We start from the raw sequence: 21,306 nt of genomic DNA on the forward strand, positions 1-21,306 counted from the left end.
TGGCAGTGTAGAAGGGAACCTGCTGATCTGTCACGCGAAATGATGGTCGTTTGTGATCTCCTTCGGGGGAAGACCAGACGGGCAGACAGAGAGCGCTCAGGCGATGCTCCGGTCAGCTTTGTTTTGATGCGGCAAGGGAATGTCAGAGGTGAAGGCGTGGGGGGAAAGCTCAGGCAACTTAGCGCAGACGGCGAATAACGCTGAATATCAGGCTGGCCTCCCTGCCAGCCGCAATGCTTTACTCTTTTTCGACGTCTTCGTAACGCGCTTTAGCATCGTGCGCTTCTTCTTCCGTCTCGTGCTCACTGATTAATGAATTCGGTTTGGGATGATCAGCACGCAATTCGTATGAGGTTACTTTATTACCTTCAGTGCCCTTTTCAACAGGCACAACTTTCGCTTCACGTGGGTACGGCGGTCTGCTCGGCATACTGTGTCCCTCTTGTCTGAATAACATTCCACAGGACAGGCTGCTGCCTGTCATAGGATAAGTATAGACAATGACATCATAAACGGGATCAAAGCTGGAAAAATCTGAGGGTTAGCTGGCGCGTGCCAGCGAAAGTGACAGCAGAATTTCCTCCACCACGCACGCTGGCGATTGCATGGCATTAACCTGGTGATGAGCCGCCGCCTGGTAAAGGTGCGCGCGTTCGCGCAGCACATCGCTCATCTCATCGGCAATCGGACGTCCGGTCAAGGTCGGACGCTGGGCTGCTTCAGGCTCGCTTTCCAGTCGCTCGGCCAGTACTTCGGGCGATGCACTGAGCCAGATCACCTGACCGTGCTCCTGCATAAAACGACAGTTCTCTTCAGCCAGAATCATGCCACCGCCCGTCGCAATAACAGTCCGGGGTGCCGTCACCGCCTTGAGCGATTCCGTTTCACGGGCGCGAAAACCTTCCCAGCCTTCCGCCTCCACAATTTCGGTCACACTGCGCTGCGTGCTGAGTTGCAGATGGTGATCGGTATCCGTAAAGGCGTAACCCAGCGCCTGCGACAACGCCTCGCCGACCGTGGTTTTGCCGCAACCGCGAGCGCCAATCAAAAAGATGGGTAGTGACATCAGGACCGTTCCTCCGCCTGACCGCGCGAGGCGGTTGCATGGTTAGCTTATTAATGCGACGCATAATAACTGGAAATTATTAAGGCCTCCACCTGTCAGGCACGTTTTACGCATTTTCCTTACCGGAACAACGATAATCTCTATATTTTCAAGGGGAAATGCATGCACGTTTTGTGCATCCGCACGCTAACAGGCCGCTGATAAACCCGCAAAAAGGCGGTTAAAATGGGCTGGCAATATTTGCTTACCGCCCCGATTTTACTTTTCGTGTTGACGCCCCCATATACTGATAACCATCGCCACAGGAGAGTCATCATGCAACGCGAAGAACAACAACTGATCGAAGGGCTGTTCAGCCGTCTGAAACAGGCCGAAAGCCAGACCGTGGCACGCGATGCCGCAGCCGAACAACTGATTAACCAGCATCTTCAGACGCAGCCAGGCGCGCCTTACTACATGGCACAGGCGATCCTGATTCAGGAAGCGGCGCTGAAAAAACTTAATGAGAAAGTGTCGGCGCTGGAAAGCCAGGTGGCACAGCTGCAACAGCAGCAACAGCAACCCGCACAGAGCAGCGGCGGCTTCCTGTCGGGGCTGTTTGGCAGCGGTTCGCGTCAGCAGCCGCCCGCTCAACAGCAGCAACAACAGCAACAGTCGCCGTGGAACAGTGCGCCACAGCAACCGGCACAGCAGCAATATGCCCCTGCTCAGGCACCCGCGCCACGCGGCACGGGTTTCCTTGGCGGCGCACTGCAAACTGCCGTGGGCGTAGCGGGTGGTGTCGTGATGGCTGACATGCTGACCAGCATGTTCCACCATTCTCAGCCGGAAGAGATTGTGAATATCATCAATGAGCCACCGCTGCCGGAGGTGAATGATAATCTCAACACCTTCAATGGTGGTGATGACAATGCCGATAACTTTAACGGCGGTAACGACAACGCCTTCCTGGACCAGAATACAGGCTGGGACAGTAATTATGCCGACAACAGCGATCTCAACGATTTTGGCGGCAACGATTACGACGATGACGACAGCTTCGTTTAAGTTGAGCGTTTCTGCTGGGTGAGCCAGCTATCCAGCTCATTCGCAAACTGCTGGCGGTCACGCGGACTCATCGTCGCGGGGCCGCCGGTCTGCACGCCACTTGACCTCAGGGTATCCATAAAATCACGCATCGTCAGACGTTCACGTATCGTCGCCGGTGAGTAACGCTCGCCACGCGGATTCAGTGCCGCAGCACCCTTCTCAATTACCTCTGCCGCCAGCGGAATATCGGCGGTGATCACCAGATCGCCAGGCTGACAACGTCTGACGATCTCGTTGTCCGCCACATCAAAGCCAGCAGGCACCTGCAGGGTGCGCAGATAAGGCGAGGGTGGCACGCGCAGAAACTGGTTCGCCACAAACGTCACCGTGGTCGCGGTACGATCCGCCGCACGGTAGAGCACCTCTTTAATCACATTCGGACAGGCATCGGCATCGACCCAGATAAACATCATGATTCCTTACAGTCAGAGAAGCCTGAGATCTTGCCGGGTTCCCCTTAAATGGCAAATTTTATTTGCGGCACAGTTTCCAGCCCGTACCCGGCTGACTTGTTATTCGGGCTGGCTGAAGTAAGCTAGCGCACTGAGAAAAACGAATAATGTCCTAAGGAGATGGCGATGCAGGCAAAGAAAATCGGGTTTATCGGCGGGGGAAACATGGCGAAAGCCATTATTGGCGGACTGGTCAACAGCGGCAAAATTACTCCATCTGATATCTTCGTTTACGATCGCAAAGCCGAAACCAACCAGGCGATGGCAGAGCAGTATGGCATCAACGCCGCAGAGAGCGCGGATGCGCTGGCGCGCGAAGTGGACATCCTGTTCGGCGCGGTAAAACCCAATGTCATCCTGAAAGTGTTAAAAGAGCTGTCCGGCAGCCTGAAAAAAGAGGCGCTGGTGGTATCGATAGCGGCTGGCGTGACACTGGATTCGCTCTCATCCGTGCTGGGTTACGATCGCAAACTTGTCCGCGCAATGCCGAATACGCCCTCACTGGTAAGCGAGGGCATGACCTCGGTAACGCCCAATGTACTGGTTGAGCAGGCGGAAATCGACGAGGTCGTGGCGATTTTTGAGAGCTTTGGCAAAGCGGCCGTGGTGGATGAATATCTGATTCACTCCGTGGTCGGCGTCAGCGGTTCTGCACCGGCGTACGTGTTTATGTTTATCGAGGCGATGGCAGATGCGGCCGTATTGGGTGGCATGCCGCGCGCTCAGGCCTATCAGTTTGCTGCGCAGGCGGTTAAAGGCGCGGCGCAGATGGTGCTGACCACCGGTAAACATCCGGCTGAACTTAAAGATATGGTCTGCTCACCTGGCGGCACCACCATTGAAGCGGTGAAAGTGCTGGAAGAAAAAGGGATGCGCTCGGCGGTGATGGAAGCAATGCAGCAGTGCATGGCGAAGTCAGAGAAACTGAGCCGCAGCTAATCTGTCAGGAAGTGCGCAAGGCGGCCCGTCACCCCGGTCCGCCCTGCGTGCAGCGTAGCTTATCCGATGTGTGCCTGACAGTGTGCCACCGCATCGGCAAGCGTCATCGGTTGCTGCATCCGCTCCACCAGCTCAGCGGTCAGCGTATACATGCCGCATGAGCAGATGGCCGCCAGTTGCCCCTGCTGACCATAAAACGCCATAAACTTTTTGTCCTCCAGCGAGCCGATCAGCTGGAAATTATCCCATTCTGCCGCGTGACCAACATACTCATAACGGGTGCCATATTGGGTTGTCCAGAAGAACGGCACACGATCAAACGCGACGTTCTGATCCAGCATGTTCCATGCGGCGGTCTGCCCCTGCTGATGCGCGACGCGATAGTGCTCAATACGCAGCGGACCCTGCGCCGCCGGATACGTGGCGATGTCACCCGCCACCCAGATATTGTCAGCGACCCGCAACTGCTCATCTGCCTGCAGACTGCCATCCTCTGCCAGCGGCAAATCGTGGATAAAGTCGGTGGCCGGTTCAACACCCGTAGCAAACAGCACAACGGTCGCGTCCAGCGTCCTGCCGCCCTTTAGCTGCACGCCAGTCACCTGCTGGTCACCCTGAAGTGATTCGATCTCGCCCTGCACCCACTTCACGCCGTTTTGCTCATGCAGCTGGTAGAAATAGCGGCCAATCTGCTCGCCAAACTGTTTAGCAAAAGGCAGCGCCTGACGAGCAACCACTGTTACGTCAATATCACGGTTACGCAGTGCTGACGCCAGTTCAGTACCGATAAAACTGTTACCGACAATGACGATTTTATGGCTGGCATCCACCGCATGCAGTAACGCATCGGTCTGCGCTTTGCTGCGCAGCAGATAAACGCCGTCGAGATCGCTGCCCGGCAAATCAGGGCGGACAGGCGTCGCGCCGCTGGCGATCAGCAGTTTGTCGAAGGCGAGCGTCCCGCCATCTTCAAAGATCAGCCGCTGTTGCTGTGTATCAAGGCGGCTCACGGTAGCCTGAATCCGTTCAACATGATCCATCACATCCGCTTTCAGCAGCTGCGGCACCTCACTGATATCCATTTTACCCGATGGTACAAACTTGGTCAGCGCAGTGCGGTCATAAGGCGCATCCGCTTCCCGTTCAACCAGAATCAGGCGGCCTTTAAAGCCGTCATGGCGCAGACGCCATAACGCCGCGCTGCCTGCGGCTCCCGCACCCAGAACCACATAGACCGGCGCAGTTGCCCCGCTGCCAATCGGTGCCGCAGGTGACATGGCTTTCGGGTTAACCAGCACCCGGCCTTCTTCAATGCGCAGCGAATACTGTTTGAGATCGGCTAACGCCAGCGGTTCACACATTTTGCCATCGGCGATATTAAACGCGGCTTTGTGCCACGGACAGACCAGCCGGTCGCCACAGATCGCGCCCTGCTCCAGCGGCGCGCCCGCATGTGGACATTTCGCCTGGTAAGCACGGACGTTATCCCCATCACGGATCAGTAATACTTCCACTTCGCCGAGTGTTTTCTTCACCGGCTGTCGCTGGGGCAGATCCTTCAGGTCGGCGGTAAATTGATAGTTCACGGCATGGCTCCTTTCGCTGTTTCTGGTCTGAAGCTGCGCGGCAAAACAGCGCGCGGCGCAAATCCCCACAAACAGTAAGTGTGGCAAAGGAACCGGCAAGCCTGAGGATGAATCTGTTTAAGAAAGGTAACGTATTGTTGTGGCAGGCAATTTAATTGGCGTTAAGGGGAAATTGAATCTGCGCTGAGCGCAAACGAGAAGCGGCCACCTGCGTGGCCGGGGGAGTCATGCGCTTTTTTTCAGGCACTGGCTCATAAAGGTCTTACGTGCATCACCTGCCAGTTTTTTATCGCCAGCTTCACCATTACAGCTCTTCATTTTCATTTGCTGCGGTGACATCTGCGACAGCTTGCTGTCCTTTTTCAGGCATTCACTCATAAAAGATTTGCGCGCATCACCTTTGAGATCCTGAGATTTGGCATGCTGGTTACACAGGGCCATCTTCTCCTGCTGCGGGGTCTTCTCCGCCGCACCGGCCAGCCCGCTGACCAGCAGACCTGCCATCATCATCGCCATTAAACCGACTTTCATCTTGATATCTCCACAGTGGATTGTCCTTTATTATTCTGGCAGCGAATAAGCAAAGCGGAAAATGTTTCAGGTCAAACTGATGTGAAGATCCCATTCCAGACTGGCACTGGGGTCGTTACTGGCGGGGATGCCGGAGCAGCTTTTCGATGTAATTACGCAGCAGCAGCGCATCGTCTTCATCAGCACCGGTTACAGTATTCATGGCAGTTTCAATGCTGGAGGCCATCGACAGATATTGTTGCGGCTCGAGCTTGCGAACCAGCGCCGTGACAACAATCTCCAGCGCTTCGATCTGCGCCATCTGCTCTTTCGCTGTCGCCTCTTTTTCAGCCAGCTTTACCAGTAATTCAGCAATCAGGTTTTTCATGCTGTTGTCTCAGCGGTGGAGAAAAGCTGAAATTATCACCACACTGACTAAAAAAACAGAGGGTAACAGTCATTTTTTCAGTGAGTTAGCCCACATCTCCGCCCTCTTTTGAGCAACCTCCGGCTAACCTTGCAGGCGAAACGTTTTGCGGGCAGATATCACCGCTGTTAAACGTTTCGCCTGCTCCCGATCGATGAGTGAGGCTTAACGCGGATCGACAAAGCCGCGACCTGGCCCACCGCCATGTCCGCCCCAGCCGCCGCCTGGAGGCGGGAAAATACATCCACTTAATGCAGTCACTAATGCCACAACGGCAGCCAGCTTAACGATTCGTACCATACCTACCTCAGGGTGAAGAAATCGGGCTGAGTGTATGAAGCCTCCTGCAGGACAACAAGTGAGATTCCTCCGCATCCGGCCGCTATTCACCTTTGCTGACCAGACTTAACGTTTTACCGTCACGCTGCCACCAGATTCTCAACATCCCGGCCGGTTTGTACCCCAAACTATTTGTGTAAATCGGGATGGCGGGCTCTTTACAGCCAGAAGAATTTTACGCATTGTGAGCGCATTACATTTACAGGATATAACCATGACTCTCTCTCAGGCTGCTTTCAGTGACATACTCTCCCGGCGCGACTGGGAAAACCCGGTTGTAACCTCGCTTAACAGGCTGGATGCCCACCCGCCATTCGCCAGCTGGCGCGATGAAGCAGTGGCGCGTGATGACACGCCTTCGGTGTCACTGCAAAGCCTCAACGGAGAGTGGGGTTTTAGTTACTTTTCGCAGCCCGAAGCGGTGCCCGCCAGCTGGTTACTGCAGGATCTGCCGGACGCCAGCACGATTCCGGTCCCGGCTAACTGGCAGATGCACGGCTTTGATGCCCCCATTTACACCAACGTGCAGTATCCGATTCCGGTCAATCCGCCGCAGGTTCCCGCTGATAACCCCACAGGATGTTACTCGCTCACATTCAGCGCTGACGCAGCCTGGCTCGATTCCGGACAAACACGCATCATTTTTGACGGGGTAAACTCAGCTTTTCACCTGTGGTGCAACGGACGCTGGATTGGCTACTCTCAGGACAGCCGTTTGCCCGCTGAATTTGACCTCAGTCCCTATCTGCGTCCGGGCAAAAACCGGCTGGCGGTGATGGTGCTGCGCTGGAGCGACGGCAGCTATCTGGAAGATCAGGATATGTGGCGGATGAGCGGCATTTTTCGCGATGTCACATTACTGCATAAACCGCAGGTGCATCTGGCCGATGTTCAGCTGGAAACCCGGCTCAGTCCGGAGTTTACCCGTGCCGAGCTGCGCGCCCAGGTTCGCGTCGCCTTGCCGCCGGACGTCACCTCACTTTATCAGCTGCGCCTGACGCTGTGGCAGGGTGAACAGCGGGTTGCCCAGTGTCAGCAGCCTCTGGGCAGCACCATTATTGACGAGCGGGGTCACTATCCTGAACGCGCCCTGCTCTGCCTGCCGGTGGAACAGCCTGCGCTGTGGAGCGCCGAAACGCCTCACCTCTATCGCGCCACGCTGGCGCTACTGGATGGGGATCAGCAACTCATCGACGTGGAAGCTTATGATGTCGGCTTCCGTCAGGTCACCATCGACAACGGCCTGCTCTGTCTTAACGGCAAACCGCTACTGATCCGCGGCACCAACCGTCACGAACACCATCCGGAGAACGGTCAGGTGGTGGATGAGGCCACGATGCGCCGCGACATCGAGCTGATGAAACAGCACAATTTCAATGCGGTGCGCTGTTCGCATTATCCTAATCATCCCCTCTGGTACCGGCTCTGCGATCAGTACGGGCTGTATGTGGTGGATGAGGCCAATATCGAAACCCACGGCATGCAGCCGATGAACCGGCTCTCCGACGATCCCCGTTGGTTTGCCGCCTATAGCGAACGCGTGACGCGCATGGTGCAGCGCGATCGTAATCACTGCAGCATTATTATCTGGTCGCTGGGCAATGAGTCGGGACATGGCGCTACACACGATGCGCTCTACCGCTGGGTGAAAAGCAGCGATCCTACCCGCCCTGTTCAGTATGAAGGCGGCGGAGCCGATACCGCTGCGACCGATATTATCTGCCCGATGTACGCCAGGGTTGATGAAGATCAGCCGTTCCCGGCAGTACCCAAATGGTCGCTGAAAAAGTGGATCGGTCTGCCGGGCGAAACCCGCCCGCTGATCCTGTGTGAGTACGCGCATGCCATGGGCAACAGCTTCGGCGGCTTCGCAAAATACTGGGAGGCTTTCCGCCAGTTCCCACGTCTGCAGGGCGGCTTTGTCTGGGACTGGGTGGATCAGAGCCTGACCCGCTTTGACGATCAGGGCAAACCCTGGCAGGCCTATGGCGGCGATTTTGGCGATAAACCCAATGACCGTCAGTTCTGCATGAACGGGCTGGTGTTTGCCGATCGCACGCCGCATCCGGCGCTGTATGAGGCGCAACGTGCACAGCAGTTCTGGCAGTTCGTGGTCGATCCCGTCGATCCTGTGAGCTTTACGGTCAGCAGCGACTATCTGTTCCGCCATAGTGACAATGAGGTGCTGCGCTGGCGCATCGAACAGGAGGGACAAGTGGTGACGGAAGGTGAAGTATTGCTGGATATCGCCGCGCAGGGTCAGCAGCGGATCACGCTGCCCTCTCCGTCCACGTTACAGGGCGAATGCTGGCTTAATGTCGCGGTTCATCAGATTCACCCGACCCGCTGGAGCGCCGCCAACTGGTGCGTCGCCTGGCATCAATGGCCGCTGCCCTCGACGTTAGCGCTACCGTCACAGCCGGAGGCGGGCGAAGCACCCGTGCTGCGCGATGACGCCGGTGAGTTTGTCGTGACCCATCAGCAGCAACGCTGGCATTTTTCACGCCACAGCGGCGAACTGACGCAGTGGTTTGTCAATGAAGAGCCAACGCTGCTCTCCCCTCTTCAGGACTGCTTTATTCGCGCGCCGCTGGACAATGATATTGGCACCAGCGAAGCAGAACGGGTTGATCCTCATGCCTGGGTTGAGCGCTGGAAAACGGCGGGATATGACCAGATGAGCAGCCAACTGATGTCGATTACGGCGAATGCGTTGTCGCAGGCGGTGCAGGTTGAGACGCTGCATAGCTGGCTCGCCAACGGCCAGGTCGCTTTCATCAGTCGTAAACGTTATGTGATCAACGCACAGGGTGAGTTACAGCTGCAGCTTTCGGTTGAGCAGTCGCGCGGATTGCCGCCGCCAGCACGCATCGGCTTACGCTGCGAGCTGGTGCACATTCCGCAGCAGGCGAGCTGGCTTGGCCTGGGGCCGCATGAAAACTACCCCGATCGTCAGCTGGCCGCGCAGTTCTCACGCTGGCAGCTGCCGCTGGCGCAGCTTTCAACGCCCTACGTTTTCCCCAGCGAGAACGGTCAGCGTGGCGGCACCCGTCAACTCGATAGCGGCAGCTGGCAGGTCAAAGGCGATTTTGCTTTCTCGCTGAGCCGCTTCAGTCTGGAGCAGTTGCGGGAGACCTCACACCGTCACCTGCTGCATCCGGAAGCGGGCTGCTGGCTGCATCTGGATGCCTTCCACATGGGCGTGGGCGGTGATGACTCCTGGAGCCCCAGCGTCAGTCCTGAGTTTTTACTGACTCAGCAGCGCTGGCAGGCTGAACTGACGATTTCTCAGCCGACGCGGGCAGCACGGTCTTCGGACGCCGGTAAAAACGCTTCAGAAAGAGCACATTAATCAGCACGACCACGGCGGTGGCAAAAAAGACCCAGCGAAAGCCTGCCACCGCCGACACAGCGGCCCCTAATAGCGGACCCGCGACATTGCCGAGATACATAAACGACTGGTTATAGCCGAAGATGCGTCCGGTGATATTGTCGCGCGAATGACGAACCAGAAGCGTCTGCACCGCAGGCATCATTGCACCATCGGCGAAACCCAGCAGAAAACGTAAAACGCCCAGTTGCGTGGTGCTGGTGACAAAGGACATCGCAACAAACAGCAGCAGCGAAATAACCATTGTCGCCAGCAGAATACGCTGGGTGCCAATGCGATCGCCGAGCCGTCCCAGCCGGGGTGCGGCCAGTAGTGCCGAGACGCCAGGCAGTGCGGCAATCACGCCACTCAGAAAGGCGATATTCTCCGCAGTCGGTGCCAGTTCACGCACAAACAACGTGAGGATGGGGTTCACCGACCCGTTACACATCTGAATCACCATGGTGGTGAAAAAGAGACAGAGCATCAGCTTTGGGTTATCCAGCGAGCGGAAAACTTCGCGTCCGCTGAGCTTCTCTTTTTTACTCACCGGCGTGTAACCCGTCTCTTTGATCAGGAACAGCGTGACCAGAAAGCTGACCATCAGCAGCGCCGCAGTGACGATAAATACCGTGCGTAGTCCGACCCAGTCGGCCAGCAGCCCGCCCAGCATCGGCCCCAGAATCACCCCGCCAATCTGACCGGTTGAGACACAGCTCAACGCCCAGCCACTGCGTTCACGTGGAACCTGAGCCGCCACCAGCGCCATCGCGTTGGGAATATATCCTGAGGTCAGCCCCATCAGGGCGCGTAACGACAGCAACTGCCAGGCTTCGGTGACAAAAGCCTGTAACAGTATCACCACGCCCATGCCAAACGCCGCGCGTAACAGCATCAGTTTACGGCCTTTGCGATCGGCCAGGCTGCCCCACAGGGGGGCTACCGCCGCCGAGACCACAAAGGTGATACTAAAGGTGAGACCCGACCAGAGGCTCAGTGATTCGCCACCGGTAACGCCAAGCTGCTCAAGGTAGAGTGGCAGAAACGGGATAATCTGGCTGATGGCCAGTCCGGTAAAAAAACAGCCAAACCAGACCGAAATCAGGTTTATCTTCCAGGGTTCAATAGTGCGTGGCATGAGCAGATGATGTAAAGAGAAGGAAGGCTCAGTCTAACGCGCGCATTCTCAGCGTGACCGACAAAACATGGCACAAACGGCAAAAGACCGGATTCCTCTTTGATTCCGCTCAATTACCGGCGCAAATGTACCCGACTCAAGGGTTTATAGCGCGAATCACGCGTAGACGGTACGACCCTGACGTGCGCTTCCTAAACCAACCCTCATCAATATGGAAAAATATGTCATTCTGTTACTGACAACCTTCTACCCCGCTTCTATGTTTAAAAAACCGCCAGCTGTGGCGGTGCGACGATCGTTCTGATCGACGCAACGTCCTCCGCAAAAAAACGGTGCACACCGTCCGGCTACGCTGAGGCAGACCAGCTTATTCCATGTAAAGACGCCCTTACTCAGCCGTAAGGGATGGGGCAGTGTTTCAGCGGAGGTGGGGAAATGAGAGTACAACCTGACAGTGCCAGTCGTGCTATCAACGACTATTTCAAAGGCCCGAACTGGCGAACACCGCCAGAGTCCGATCTGCTGGCGGTGATCCTGCGGGAAATAATGGAGGCGGGCGAGCCCGCGACCAGTAACGTACTGATTGCGCGGGTGATCGACAAACTGGAAGTAGAAGGTGACGAGATGCAGTTGCAGCGTTACCGCACCCTGCTGGCTCAGCTGATCGACACGCAGCCAGAGGCGTAAACCTGCTACCTATTTTACCCAGCGCAATTTATCCGCTTCGCTGACGCTGGCACGCCCGCTGCTGCGCTGGAACAGGCAAAGCTCCCGTCCACGCCTGTTTTTCATGTGCTGCTGGGCATAGCGCCCCTCCAGCAAGAGTGCGCTGTAACCTGTGTTGTCGTCATACTCAATCGGTTCGCCCAGCACCTTTACTTTGCTCAGGTGACTGGCGTTAATGCACGCCTGCGCCATCACCTGACGGCTCTTTTGCCAGGCCTCTTCACTGGAGGCGTGCACCAGTGTGCTGCTGAGTAACAGTATGGGCAAGAGTGCCCGTATGCTTTTCATCTTCTCCGCTCCTGTTCCGGCCCGAAGGCGCTAAAAAAATTCCCGCCGGGGCGGGAATAAACAAGACGAGCACTATCTATTGTGTGGCGAGGAAGTTTTAAAGCGCGCGGCTATCCTCGCCTGCCGTTATGACAAGCCTATGACAGACCGGCCATTAACCACAATAAACGGAGCTGATATTGCCATTTTTGTCGGCCAGGAAGTTAAGCCGGTTGAGATTGAAGTCCATGGTGACGGCTGAATTGTAGGGGATCGGACGCACCTGCTGTTCGAAGTGCTGGCCCTGCAACGCGGTTAACGGCTTGCCCACATAGTTCTGAAACTGAGAAGCCCCACAGCGGTCGGCATCGGGATCCTGTGCCACACGGGCGGTGTCGGGTTTAGAGGCAGACTGGCAGGCGGTTAAGGCGAACAGACCCATTACCAGCAGCCCCTTTCCATAAAATTTCACGTTTATTCTCCTGTTGGACGTGTAAAACCTGGTCCCAAGAGTAGCAAAACGTGCCTGCTGACCTGAACCCTTAAAAGGTAAAGTTGTTACAGCAGTATTAAAGCGGCGGCTGCATCGGCCACACGTTGAGCTCAATCGCACTCACTGCTTAAAAAAAGAACAACACCCCCCTACAATATCTTAAGAATTTTCTTAGCACCTGGAGGTCATTATGGAACTGATTATTTTTGTTGTCTGCGCAATGCTGATGACCGCCGTGGCGGTCAAAGTGCGTTAAGCCAGTTAAACCTGGTTTTGCGCGGTTCTCTCCAGAAGCGTACTGAATGCAGCCAGCGGCATCGGCCGACCGAGGAAGTAGCCTTGCCCCTCTTCGCACGAGAGCTGTTTTAGCTTGTTCAGTTGCGCTTCTGTCTCAATCCCCTCTGCCGTGATCGTCAGGGCAAAAGCGCGTGCCAGCGCAATTATCCCCGCCACCACGGATTGCGCCTGCTGCGACTCCGGAAAATCTTTCATCCAGGAGCGATCGATCTTGAGACCGTTAAACGGGAAGGTTTTAAGGTAACCCAGCGCTGCATAGCCGGTACCGAAATCGTCAACGGTTAACCTGACACCCAGTGACCGTAATCCCTGCATTACCTCCAGCGCATGCTGGGGATGCTCAAAGGTGACGTTCTCGGTAATCTCCAGCTCCAGCCGCGTAGCAGGCAGGCCACTTTTCTCCAGCGCATCGGCCACCCGCTGCACCAGATCACTGGTGCGGAATTCCATTGGGGAGATATTGACCGACACATAGCGCTCGCTGCCCCATTTCAGCGCATCCTCACAGGCGCGCATCAGCACCCAGTCGCTGATGGTGGCGATCAGACCGCTCTCTTCCGCCAGCGGAATAAAGTGATCGGGCGTAATCCACTGATCCGGCGCAATCTGCCAGCGAATCAATGCCTCGGCGCCCGCCAGCTGTCCGGTCAGCAGTTGATAGCGGGGCTGGTAGTGAAGGCGAAATTCATTGTTCTTTAACGCTTTCTCGATCCGCCGCGCCATTTCTCGCTTATCTTCACGCTGGCTGGCCATTTCACTGGCATACCAGATCCACTGATTGCGTCCCGCGTCACGCGCTTCATTCAGCGCGATATCCGCCATTTGCAGCAGCGCTTCGGGATGGCTGGCATCCTGCGGTGCAGAGGCGATCCCCATGCTGATGGTAAGATAGTGGACATGCTGGCCAGTGCTGATGGGTTGCTGAACCTCATGCACCAGCTGAGCACAACGCTGATCGACCCCTTCACGGTTCGTTTCACGCAATACCAGGACAAACTCATCGCCACTCAGCCGCGCCACCAGCTCCTGCGGGCCGATACAGCGCTTCAGACGCTGCGCGATCTGGCTTAGCACCTCATCCCCCGCCGCATGACCCCAGGTTTCATTGATCGGCCGGAACTGATCAAGGTCTAGGGTGACCAGCGTCAGCGGCGCGCCGCCATCAGGCAGCTCAAGATGCAGCGTCAGAAACTCCAGCAGCTGCACGCGGTTTGACAGGCCGGTTAAGACGTCATGACGCGACAAAAACTGAATGCGCGCTTCTGCTTCCATGCCCTGTGTGATGTCCGATACCGTGCCGCGAAACCCAATACGTCGCTCATCATGCCAGATGGTTTTCGCCACAAGCTGGCCGATGCGGCGGTTACCCTGTGCGGACATAAACTGACAGCGCAGCGGCATCTGTTGCCCGTGCTCTTCCTGACGCAGCAGCCAGGCGACCAGCGAATGGCTGGGATGCGTCAGCAGATGATCGATGTGACGCCCCAGCCAGTGAGTAATGTCGTGGCCGGTCACGGTGTGAAAGCGCGCGGAAAGATAGATAAGACGTCCCTCTTCATCCGTCTCCCAGATCCAGTCTGACGCGGCCTCAGCAAGATCGCGAAACCGCGCTTCGCTGCTGGCAAGCTCCTGCTGACTGATCGCCAGCAGGTCAAAACGGCGATCAGAGAGTATCGCATTGGAAAGCGCATGGCGGCTGACGCGATGAGTAATCATAGCGATGATGATCGCCATCATCATCAGCAACGGCAGCAGGAACCAGATCAGACCCATGCCAGGCATCTTCGACGTCCAGCGCAGTACAATCGAATCGCCGCCTGGCAACGGCTGCACCAGCCGCGGTTCACGCAGGGCATCCTCCTGATTGACGGGCTGACGCAGTTTACGCACATCCAGCGTGGTGCCCAGCGCCTGTAATTTGGCAGGCGTGAACAGATTCACAAACACCATGATAGATGCGGGTCCCGCCACGGGCGGCACCGTCGTCACTTTGCCGCTGCTGATAGGCGCGGCAACCGCAATGGCGGGCTGATGGTTGACCAGCACATCCCGGGTAGTCGCCTTGTTGTTAAGCTTACGTGCCGCCGCAATCAGTTCTGAGGCCTTCTCATTGCCCAGCCAGGCTTCAAGCGGCGTATCCACCAGCTGTCCATTAATCACGCTGTATGAAGTGTGGTTACGGCCGTCAACCACGAACACACCTTCATAGTGATACTCTTCGTAGAGACCCGGTCCAAAGTTCTCTTCGTCAAAAGCCCAGACTTTGTTCACCCTGACATGAAGATTGCGCCAGGCTTCACTCCAGAACGCATAATCACGGATATCTGTCATCATCGCATCCTGACGATTTTTCCAGGCCTGCTGCACCAGCACCCGGTCATGATCAACCGATGCACTGTTCTGACGCTGCGCAATCGTCAGCACCATCAGCATCGAGAGCACCAGCACACCAAACAGCAGCAGCGAAAGCGTACGCAGGCTGCGCCGCGTAAAGCGGACAGTGCGGTCTTCAGCAATCTGTCTGAACGGAGGCGAGGGTGGCGCCGGTGGGTTAAATGTCATTAAGAGTGCTCACTACACAGTCAGGGTTTGAGATGACGGGCCTGCAATACGACATACGGCGCTGACCAGATTAGTTTCCTCAGTTATCGGCTCGCGTGTCCTGGTGTTTAGCCTGCAGTTAACATTTTGCGCTTAAATATTGTGTTACAGGCTGACTCGACAGCGATCGGGGGCATTGCTACTATGCGCTTACCTTCGCTGGCAGAGTCGCCTATGAATACCAATTCCGACAGAGTGACCCTGACGCTGTTCTACGTCGGCAGCTTTGTGGTCTATTACCTGGTTACCATGCTGATCACGCTGTTTCCTAATTACGGCGTGCTGCGTAATGACGGCCTGCTGGTGCCGGTGCTCTGCCTGTTTGAATTTGCTGTGATCTATCCGCTTTACCGTTTCTACTGCCAGCGCCGCACCGATTTGCCGCTGGGCGAACTCTGCACGCTGCAAACCCTGCTCTTTACCGGCGCGCTGTTTATGCTGATGGCGGCACAGATGCAGTTTATGCAGCCGGAAGGCTGGCTGGTGATGCAGGCGCAGCAGGGACGTAACTCGCTGCTGATTCTGTTGCTTACTGCCGTGCTGCTGGCACCGGTGTTTGAAGAAGTCCTGTTCCGCGGCTTTTTGTTACAGGGTTTTCTGCTGTGGGCACCGCGCAGCCGTTTCGCCTGTATGCTGCTGACCTCACTGCTGTTTGCGATGATGCATACGCAGTATGTGCACTGGCAGACGCTTATCGCTCTGACGCTGTTTTCGCTGCTGCTCTGCTACGCCCGGTTGCGCAGTAACAGTCTGGCGCTGCCCATCTTCCTGCATACCCTGAATAACCTGATTGCGCTGCTGCCCGCCTGGTATTTCGCTGGCTAATTCCTGACCTCCCTGCTCGTCTGACACGCCTGGCTGACCGCGGCCTGCCCCTGCTGGCGGGTCATAGTTCACACTGACAATGCCGCCCCGTCACGTTTGTCTATACTGGTTGTTAAAAAAGGATAAAAAGCACCGCAGTCCGGACCACCAGACCGTGCAAAGGAGAGGAACTATGTTGATAGGATTTGTGTTGTTAGTGAGCGCGTGCGGTTACGATGCCTGCGAAGCCCTGCCGGTCTCGGAGCGCATCTATCCCACGAAGGTCGACTGCGAAACGATGGCGAACCGTATTCATAAAGTCCGGCCGAATGTGGTACTGCTTTGTGGTGAGGTACATCGCTGATTCAGGGCCAGGTGCAATAAAGCCGCGTTGTAACATTGCAAGCTGACGCTTTAGCGTACAAAATATAAGCTGTTGTTAACCATTATCGTTGTGAATCCCATGAAAATATCACGCCCCCGTCGTCCTGGTGGACGCTGGGTTTACTATCTTTTGTATGATGGCATTCTGTGGCCCTGCCCCGTCCGATGGGAGTGGGAGAGCAGCTATGGCGGCTGGTTGCCATTTTACTACACGCCTACCTTTGAATTTGTGGTGGGCGATCCCCGCAAAGCGTATCGCATTGCGCGCAGCGATGTGCGGGCGAAACAACGGCGCGAAGATGTCTTTGTCTGAAAGCCACTATCCCCAGGGCAGCCATGAGGCTGTGAGCAGATAGAGAATCACTTCCAGCACAATTATCACCATCAATAAGATGCCCAGCGTTTGACGGCCAATTCTTTTCATCGGCTCAGGCCCAGATCATGGCAGCCCAGCGGATGAGCAACAGCGCACCGCAGATGCACATCAGAACCAGCGCCATCTTCCCGTACTTTTTAGCCGCCCGATATCTTGTCACCTCGGTTTCCCCTAATCAGAAAGCGAAAATGCGCCAGAAGGCGCATCTGTTCCGGTCAGTAACAGGACCGGGAGGCATAGCATAACGCTCAGGCCGCCAAAAGGCGACCCGTCGCCGGCATCAGTTATTCAGGGTGTAATCCAGCGTAATTTCCGCGTTCAGTACCTGAGAAACCGGGCAGCCCGCTTTAGCTTTATTGATGATCTCGTCGAAGGTTGACTCATCAATGCCTGGCAGGGAGATGGTGCTGGTCAGTGCCACTTTGGTGATGGCAAAGCCGTCCCCTTTTTTGTCCAGCGATACGTCAGCCGTGGTATCGATGCTTTCCGGCGGATGACCCGCGTTACCCAGCATCAGCGACAGCGCCATAGAGAAACAGGCTGCATGTGCTGCACCAATCAGTTCTTCCGGGTTGGTGCCTTTACCGCCTTCAAAACGGGTGTTAAAGCCATAAGGCTGCTGACTCAGTACACCGCTCTCGGTGCTGACGGTGCCTTTGCCTTTGATATCGCCTTCCCAGTGCGCCGAACCTTTCTTATGAATGGTCATGTCATTCCTCCTGTTGGTAAAGAAGTTAAGTATAGACAATACATTCATTTTCGCAGGCTAACTCACCGCGCGCGGGCGTGGTGGTGTACTTTGCGGAGCCAGCAACGCCTCCGCCTGCACCAGCGAGTCGCGGGTTATCCCGCTGATCGATTTTGCGCCGGTCAGTGTCATGGCGACGCGCATCTCTTTCTCAATCAGGTTCAGCAGGTTTTCAACGCCGCGCTGACCGTGGGTGGCCAGCGCATAGATAAATGCCCGTCCCAGCAGCACGCTGTCTGCGCCCAGCGCGATCATCCGCACCACATCCAGCCCGTTGCGAATACCACTGTCCGCGAGAATAGTGATGTCACCTTTGACGGCATCGGCAATCGCTGGCAGCGCCCGCGCCGAGGAGAGCACGCCATCCAGCTGACGTCCGCCATGATTCGAGACCACGATGCCATCTGCGCCAAAACGCACCGCATCCCGCGCATCTTCAGGATCAAGAATGCCTTTGATCACCATCGGCCCGTCCCAGAATTCGCGGATCCACTCCAGATCTTTCCAGCTGATCGAGGGATCGAAGTTGTTCGCCAGCCAGCCGATATAATCTTCCAGCCCGGTCGGCTTACCCAGATAGGCAGAGATATTCCCCAGATCGTGGGGACGCCCCTGCAAGCCCACATCCAGCGCCCACTGAGGATGGGTGACCGCCTGCCAGTAACGACGCAGCGCCGCGTGATTGCCGCTCATCCCGGAGTGCGCATCACGATAGCGCGCACCCGGCGTTGGCATATCCACCGTAAACACCAGCGTTGAACAACCGGCGGCTTTGGCGCGTTCCAGTGCATTGCGCATAAAACCACGATCACGCAGCACATAGAGCTGGAACCACATCGGACGGTTGATCTGCGGCGCCACCTCTTCAATCGGGCAGACCGAAACCGTCGACAGGGTAAACGGAATACCTTTCAGGGCGGCTGCGCGCGCGGCCTGCACTTCACCCCGGCGGGCATACATGCCGCACAGGCCGACCGGTGCAAGCGCAACCGGCATCGACAGGGTTTCATTGAATAATTTTGTCTCAAGACTCAGTTCCGACATGTTCTTCAGAATGCGCTGGCGCAGCGCCACGTCAGACAGGTCCTCCACGTTGCGACGCAGGGTATGCTCGGCATAGGCCCCACCATCAAGATAGTGAAACAGGAACGGCGGCAGGATACGTTGCGCGGCGGCGCGATAGTCACTGGCAGCTGAGATAATCATCAGTCAGATTCCTTTGGGTTGCGTGTGTCGTTATCCGGTAAGCGGGTGATGCGCGCCTGACGCGCTTCATCTTCATGCAGGCTTTTCATGGTGGTGTGCACAAAACCCAGATGTTGCATCGCCGCCTGGCGGGCCGCTTCGGCGTCGCCGGCGAGGATCGCATCGAGCAGCGCCTGATGCTGTTCTGTCAGATGGGCGAAAATCGCCGGCTGGGTATACATGCGCTGACGGCTCTGCATCACCGACGATTGCAGCAGCTCGAAAAAGCCACGCATAGTCTGCAGCAGCACGACATTGTGCGACGCCTCGGCAATCGCCAGATGGAAGCGCACATCCGCCTGGGCAGCGAGATCGGGATCGTCACTCTCTTTCAGCTTCAGGGTGGCGTCAAAAGCGTACTGCAGCTTCTCTTTGTCGGCGTCAGTGGCACGCAGGGCGGCGTGCCAGGCGGTGCTGGCCTCAATGGCATGGCGCGCTTCCAGAATATCGTAGCGATAGTCGGGATCGTCGCGCAGCAGCCGACGAATCGGCTCGACGATGCGCTGTTCCGACCAGGGTGCCAGCTGTTGCCGGAGCCAGGTGCCGCCGCCGCGTCGGCTGATCAGCATTCCGCTGCTGATCAGCTGCTGTATCGCTTCCCGCAGCGAGGAGCGGGAAACCCCAAGCTCCGCAGACAGTTGTCTCTCGGCGGGCAGCCGCATACCCGGCTCAAGCTGATGTTCGGTGATATAGGCCCGGAGGCGCGTCACCAGCGAATCGGCATGGCTGTTCATGGGATCATCCACGGGAAGACGTAAGCCTGAAGTGTGGTAATCACGCCGACCATACAGGTGAAAATCAGGCTGTGTTTAAGGGTAAACCGGAACAGGTCGGACTCCTTCCCCACCAGCCCGACCGCCGCACAGGCGATGGCGATCGACTGCGGGGAGATCATTTTACCGGTCACGCCGCCCGTGGTGTTAGCCGCCACCAGCAGGATATCGGAGACGCCAATCTGCTGGGCAGTCGTGGCCTGAAGTGCGGCGAACAGCGCATTCGATGAGGTATCGGATCCGGTCAGGAAAACCCCCAGCCAGCCGAGGAACGGCGAGAAGAAGGTAAACGCGTGGCCCGTGTGCGCCAGCGCCAGTGCCAGCGTCGCAGACAGGCCGGAGTAGTTGGAGATAAACGCAAACGCCAGCACCATTCCGATGGAGTAGATCGGCAGCGCCAGCTCTTTAAGCGTTTCACCAAAGGTCTGCAGCGCCGCCTTTGGCTTCATGCGCAGGAACAGGATAGCCATGATCGCCGCAATTAAAATAGCGGTGCCGGTGGCGGAGACCAGATCCAGTTTATAGATCGCCGGATACGGTGTGGCGTTATCGACGACCGGCGGCATCCGCGCCACCAGCTCATTCAGCATCGGAACCGGCACAGCCAGCACCCAGTCATAGAGCGCACCACCTTTGGCGAACAGCGCTTTAAACGGCGGAATGCTCCAGAGCGTGACGGTGGCGGTAAGGAACAGGAACGGCATCCAGGCGCGGATCACCTGCCCCAGCCGATACTTCTGCGGAGGCTGCAAAAGATTGCCTTGCTTCGCCTCTGCATCGGCAAAGCGGAAGATGCGCACCGGTTTCCAGACCCGCAGAAACAGCGTCAGCGAAATCAGCGAGGCGAGCGACGAAATGATATCCGGCAGCTCCGGCCCCAGGAAATTGGAGCTGAGGAACTGGGCAATGGCAAAGGAGCCACCGGCGACAACGACCGCCGGCCACGTCTCTTTCACGCCGCGCCAGCCGTCCATAATCGCCATAATCCAGAACAGTACAATCAGGGTCAGTAACGGCAGCTGACGTCCGGCCATCTGGCCGATGGCAAAGCTGTCCAGCCCGGTCACCTGACCTGCCACAATAATCGGGATGCCCATCGCGCCAAAGGCAACCGGCGCGGTATTCACAATCAGGCAGAGTCCGGCGGCATAGAGCGGGTTAAAGCCGAGTCCCACCAGCAGTGCGGCCGTAATCGCCACCGGCGCACCAAAGCCCGCCGCGCCCTCCAGGAACGCCCCGAACGAGAAGCCGACAATCAGCATCTGCAGACGCTGATCGGGTGTAATCGACAGGATAGAGGCGCGGATAATATCGAACTGACCGGTTTTGACCGAGATTTTGTAGACGAACACAGCGGCGACAATAATCCAGGCAATCGGCCACAATCCATACAGAAAGCCATACACCACGGCGGCCAGCGCCAGTGCAGTCGGCATCTGATACAGAAAAAGCGCCACCAGCAGCGCCAGGGCCACGGTGGTGGTAGCCGCCAGGTAGCCTTTCATCTTGAGTTTAATCAGCGCAAAGAAGAAAAAGAGAATCGGGATCAGTGCGACCAGGCTTGAGAGCCAGATATTACCCAGCGGATCGTAGTTTTGATGCCAGATCTGCATGCCAGTATCTCCAGAGAAAGAGGTAACGTGGCCTGCAGTTGCAGCGCTACAGGCCATCCGCCC

General features: G+C 56.8%; 23 protein-coding genes. 7 read left to right on the forward strand and 16 right to left on the reverse strand.

The annotated features are described in order from the left end of the window. Positions 1-238: 238 nt before the first annotated feature. Positions 239-430, reverse strand: coding sequence for a YaiA family protein (locus tag HZZ01_RS09970; RefSeq protein ID WP_090963318.1), 192 nt, complete (start codon positions 428-430; stop codon positions 239-241). A 111-nt stretch (positions 431-541) separates the two neighbouring features. Continuing rightward, the gene (gene aroL, locus HZZ01_RS09975; RefSeq protein ID WP_179896855.1) at positions 542-1,066 is read right to left on the reverse strand and encodes a shikimate kinase AroL; all 525 of its coding nucleotides are present in this window, start codon (positions 1,064-1,066) and stop codon (positions 542-544) included. 315 nt (positions 1,067-1,381) lie between these two features. Here aroL and HZZ01_RS09980 point away from each other — a divergent pair, with 315 nt between their 5' ends. Next, the gene (locus tag HZZ01_RS09980) at positions 1,382-2,113 is read left to right on the forward strand and encodes a DUF2076 domain-containing protein (protein ID WP_179896857.1); all 732 of its coding nucleotides are present in this window, start codon (positions 1,382-1,384) and stop codon (positions 2,111-2,113) included. Here HZZ01_RS09980 and HZZ01_RS09985 read toward each other — a convergent pair. Beyond that, complete coding sequence (locus HZZ01_RS09985) at positions 2,110-2,565, reverse strand: YaiI/YqxD family protein (protein ID WP_003850071.1); 456 nt, start codon at positions 2,563-2,565, stop codon at positions 2,110-2,112. The two genes, HZZ01_RS09980 and HZZ01_RS09985, sit on opposite strands and share 4 nt — an antisense overlap. Positions 2,566-2,733: 168 nt before the next feature. On the opposite strand from HZZ01_RS09985, the gene proC reads away from it, so the two are divergent. Continuing rightward, the gene (proC, locus tag HZZ01_RS09990; protein WP_179896859.1) at positions 2,734-3,546 is read left to right on the forward strand and encodes a pyrroline-5-carboxylate reductase; all 813 of its coding nucleotides are present in this window, start codon (positions 2,734-2,736) and stop codon (positions 3,544-3,546) included. Positions 3,547-3,605: 59 nt separating this feature from the next. On the opposite strand, the gene HZZ01_RS09995 is transcribed toward proC, so the two are convergent. From HZZ01_RS09995 to HZZ01_RS20970, 4 genes are all read right to left on the reverse strand, one after another. Beyond that, the gene (locus HZZ01_RS09995) at positions 3,606-5,132 is read right to left on the reverse strand and encodes an FAD-dependent oxidoreductase (RefSeq protein WP_179896861.1); all 1,527 of its coding nucleotides are present in this window, start codon (positions 5,130-5,132) and stop codon (positions 3,606-3,608) included. Between the two features lie 225 nt (positions 5,133-5,357). Beyond that, positions 5,358-5,663 carry a PsiF family protein gene (locus HZZ01_RS10000; protein WP_179896863.1) on the reverse strand — a complete coding sequence of 102 codons (306 nt, stop codon included), beginning with the start codon at positions 5,661-5,663 and terminating at the stop codon, positions 5,358-5,360. Between the two features lie 115 nt (positions 5,664-5,778). Then, entirely contained in the window at positions 5,779-6,030 is a 252-nt protein-coding gene (iraP, locus tag HZZ01_RS10005; protein ID WP_179896865.1) for an anti-adapter protein IraP, read from the reverse strand. A gap of 204 nt (positions 6,031-6,234) precedes the next feature. Continuing rightward, the gene (locus HZZ01_RS20970) at positions 6,235-6,369 is read right to left on the reverse strand and encodes a hypothetical protein (protein ID WP_255434160.1); all 135 of its coding nucleotides are present in this window, start codon (positions 6,367-6,369) and stop codon (positions 6,235-6,237) included. 253 nt (positions 6,370-6,622) lie between these two features. On the opposite strand from HZZ01_RS20970, the gene HZZ01_RS10010 reads away from it, so the two are divergent. Beyond that, positions 6,623-9,760 carry a beta-galactosidase gene (locus HZZ01_RS10010; RefSeq protein ID WP_179896866.1) on the forward strand — a complete coding sequence of 1,046 codons (3,138 nt, stop codon included), beginning with the start codon at positions 6,623-6,625 and terminating at the stop codon, positions 9,758-9,760. On the opposite strand, the gene HZZ01_RS10015 is transcribed toward HZZ01_RS10010, so the two are convergent. Beyond that, positions 9,642-10,916 carry a multidrug efflux MFS transporter gene (locus HZZ01_RS10015; protein WP_218928064.1) on the reverse strand — a complete coding sequence of 425 codons (1,275 nt, stop codon included), beginning with the start codon at positions 10,914-10,916 and terminating at the stop codon, positions 9,642-9,644. The genes HZZ01_RS10010 and HZZ01_RS10015 overlap by 119 nt on opposite strands. 435 nt (positions 10,917-11,351) lie before the next feature. Between HZZ01_RS10015 and HZZ01_RS10020 the strand changes: the two genes are divergently transcribed. After that, positions 11,352-11,603: a biofilm development regulator YmgB/AriR family protein gene (locus tag HZZ01_RS10020; protein ID WP_179896868.1), complete on the forward strand. Its 252-nt coding sequence runs from the start codon at positions 11,352-11,354 to the stop codon at positions 11,601-11,603. A gap of 9 nt (positions 11,604-11,612) precedes the next feature. Here the strand turns inward: HZZ01_RS10020 and HZZ01_RS10025 are convergent, their stop codons facing one another. The 3 genes from HZZ01_RS10025 to HZZ01_RS10035 all read right to left on the reverse strand — a co-directional run bounded on the left by HZZ01_RS10025 (position 11,613) and on the right by HZZ01_RS10035 (position 15,261). After that, on the reverse strand, positions 11,613-11,930 hold the full coding sequence (locus tag HZZ01_RS10025; RefSeq protein WP_179896870.1) for a hypothetical protein: 318 nt from the start codon (positions 11,928-11,930) through the stop codon (positions 11,613-11,615). A 154-nt stretch (positions 11,931-12,084) separates the two neighbouring features. Further along, entirely contained in the window at positions 12,085-12,381 is a 297-nt protein-coding gene (locus HZZ01_RS10030) for an I78 family peptidase inhibitor (protein ID WP_179896871.1), read from the reverse strand. Positions 12,382-12,663: 282 nt separating this feature from the next. Then, the gene (locus tag HZZ01_RS10035) at positions 12,664-15,261 is read right to left on the reverse strand and encodes an EAL domain-containing protein (RefSeq protein ID WP_179896873.1); all 2,598 of its coding nucleotides are present in this window, start codon (positions 15,259-15,261) and stop codon (positions 12,664-12,666) included. Between the two features lie 213 nt (positions 15,262-15,474). Here HZZ01_RS10035 and HZZ01_RS10040 point away from each other — a divergent pair, with 213 nt between their 5' ends. The 3 genes from HZZ01_RS10040 to HZZ01_RS10050 all read left to right on the forward strand — a co-directional run bounded on the left by HZZ01_RS10040 (position 15,475) and on the right by HZZ01_RS10050 (position 16,801). Next, positions 15,475-16,125: a CPBP family intramembrane glutamic endopeptidase gene (locus tag HZZ01_RS10040; RefSeq protein WP_179896875.1), complete on the forward strand. Its 651-nt coding sequence runs from the start codon at positions 15,475-15,477 to the stop codon at positions 16,123-16,125. A 172-nt stretch (positions 16,126-16,297) separates the two neighbouring features. Next, entirely contained in the window at positions 16,298-16,468 is a 171-nt protein-coding gene (locus HZZ01_RS10045; RefSeq protein ID WP_003850083.1) for a hypothetical protein, read from the forward strand. 99 nt (positions 16,469-16,567) lie between these two features. Then, complete coding sequence (locus tag HZZ01_RS10050; RefSeq protein WP_179896876.1) at positions 16,568-16,801, forward strand: hypothetical protein; 234 nt, start codon at positions 16,568-16,570, stop codon at positions 16,799-16,801. 115 nt (positions 16,802-16,916) lie between these two features. On the opposite strand, the gene yniD is transcribed toward HZZ01_RS10050, so the two are convergent. From yniD to lldP, 5 genes are all read right to left on the reverse strand, one after another. After that, positions 16,917-17,024, reverse strand: a complete 108-nt coding sequence (gene yniD, locus HZZ01_RS21170; protein ID WP_370463433.1) for a small membrane protein YniD — start codon at positions 17,022-17,024, stop codon at positions 16,917-16,919. Positions 17,025-17,144: 120 nt separating this feature from the next. Beyond that, a complete protein-coding gene (locus HZZ01_RS10055) occupies positions 17,145-17,573 on the reverse strand; it encodes an OsmC family protein (RefSeq protein WP_022625164.1) in 429 nt (142 codons plus the stop codon). Between the two features lie 57 nt (positions 17,574-17,630). Next, entirely contained in the window at positions 17,631-18,818 is a 1,188-nt protein-coding gene (gene lldD, locus HZZ01_RS10060; protein ID WP_179896879.1) for an FMN-dependent L-lactate dehydrogenase LldD, read from the reverse strand. Then, the gene (gene lldR, locus HZZ01_RS10065) at positions 18,818-19,591 is read right to left on the reverse strand and encodes a transcriptional regulator LldR (RefSeq protein ID WP_179896881.1); all 774 of its coding nucleotides are present in this window, start codon (positions 19,589-19,591) and stop codon (positions 18,818-18,820) included. The genes lldD and lldR overlap by 1 nt, the downstream gene beginning before the upstream one ends. After that, positions 19,588-21,243 carry an L-lactate permease gene (lldP, locus tag HZZ01_RS10070; RefSeq protein WP_179896883.1) on the reverse strand — a complete coding sequence of 552 codons (1,656 nt, stop codon included), beginning with the start codon at positions 21,241-21,243 and terminating at the stop codon, positions 19,588-19,590. Before lldP ends, lldR begins: the two co-directional genes overlap by 4 nt. Positions 21,244-21,306 lie beyond the last annotated feature (63 nt).

Source organism: Pantoea sp. WMus005, from assembly GCF_013415305.1.
In the GTDB taxonomy this organism is placed as follows: domain Bacteria; phylum Pseudomonadota; class Gammaproteobacteria; order Enterobacterales; family Enterobacteriaceae; genus Pantoea; species Pantoea rara.

Bases quoted from the DNA above. Each gene is read 5' to 3' on its own strand.
- aroL (WP_179896855.1), bottom strand. From the start codon at position 1,066: ATGTCACTACCCATCTTTTTGATTGGCGCTCGCGGTTGCGGCAAAACC.
- HZZ01_RS10045 (WP_003850083.1), top strand. From the start codon at position 16,298: ATGTTGATAGGATTTGTGTTGTTAGTGAGCGCGTGCGGTTACGATGCC.
- HZZ01_RS09980 (WP_179896857.1), top strand. From the start codon at position 1,382: ATGCAACGCGAAGAACAACAACTGATCGAAGGGCTGTTCAGCCGTCTG.
- HZZ01_RS20970 (WP_255434160.1), bottom strand. From the start codon at position 6,369: ATGGTACGAATCGTTAAGCTGGCTGCCGTTGTGGCATTAGTGACTGCA.
- lldD (WP_179896879.1), bottom strand. From the start codon at position 18,818: ATGATTATCTCAGCTGCCAGTGACTATCGCGCCGCCGCGCAACGTATC.
- HZZ01_RS10050 (WP_179896876.1), top strand. From the start codon at position 16,568: ATGAAAATATCACGCCCCCGTCGTCCTGGTGGACGCTGGGTTTACTAT.
- HZZ01_RS10035 (WP_179896873.1), bottom strand. From the start codon at position 15,261: ATGACATTTAACCCACCGGCGCCACCCTCGCCTCCGTTCAGACAGATT.
- iraP (WP_179896865.1), bottom strand. From the start codon at position 6,030: ATGAAAAACCTGATTGCTGAATTACTGGTAAAGCTGGCTGAAAAAGAG.
- lldR (WP_179896881.1), bottom strand. From the start codon at position 19,591: ATGAACAGCCATGCCGATTCGCTGGTGACGCGCCTCCGGGCCTATATC.
- HZZ01_RS10040 (WP_179896875.1), top strand. From the start codon at position 15,475: ATGAATACCAATTCCGACAGAGTGACCCTGACGCTGTTCTACGTCGGC.
- lldP (WP_179896883.1), bottom strand. From the start codon at position 21,243: ATGCAGATCTGGCATCAAAACTACGATCCGCTGGGTAATATCTGGCTC.
- HZZ01_RS10015 (WP_218928064.1), bottom strand. From the start codon at position 10,916: ATGCCACGCACTATTGAACCCTGGAAGATAAACCTGATTTCGGTCTGG.
- HZZ01_RS10020 (WP_179896868.1), top strand. From the start codon at position 11,352: ATGAGAGTACAACCTGACAGTGCCAGTCGTGCTATCAACGACTATTTC.
- HZZ01_RS10025 (WP_179896870.1), bottom strand. From the start codon at position 11,930: ATGAAAAGCATACGGGCACTCTTGCCCATACTGTTACTCAGCAGCACA.
- proC (WP_179896859.1), top strand. From the start codon at position 2,734: ATGCAGGCAAAGAAAATCGGGTTTATCGGCGGGGGAAACATGGCGAAA.
- HZZ01_RS09970 (WP_090963318.1), bottom strand. From the start codon at position 430: ATGCCGAGCAGACCGCCGTACCCACGTGAAGCGAAAGTTGTGCCTGTT.
- HZZ01_RS10010 (WP_179896866.1), top strand. From the start codon at position 6,623: ATGACTCTCTCTCAGGCTGCTTTCAGTGACATACTCTCCCGGCGCGAC.
- HZZ01_RS09985 (WP_003850071.1), bottom strand. From the start codon at position 2,565: ATGTTTATCTGGGTCGATGCCGATGCCTGTCCGAATGTGATTAAAGAG.
- HZZ01_RS10000 (WP_179896863.1), bottom strand. From the start codon at position 5,663: ATGAAAGTCGGTTTAATGGCGATGATGATGGCAGGTCTGCTGGTCAGC.
- HZZ01_RS10055 (WP_022625164.1), bottom strand. From the start codon at position 17,573: ATGACCATTCATAAGAAAGGTTCGGCGCACTGGGAAGGCGATATCAAA.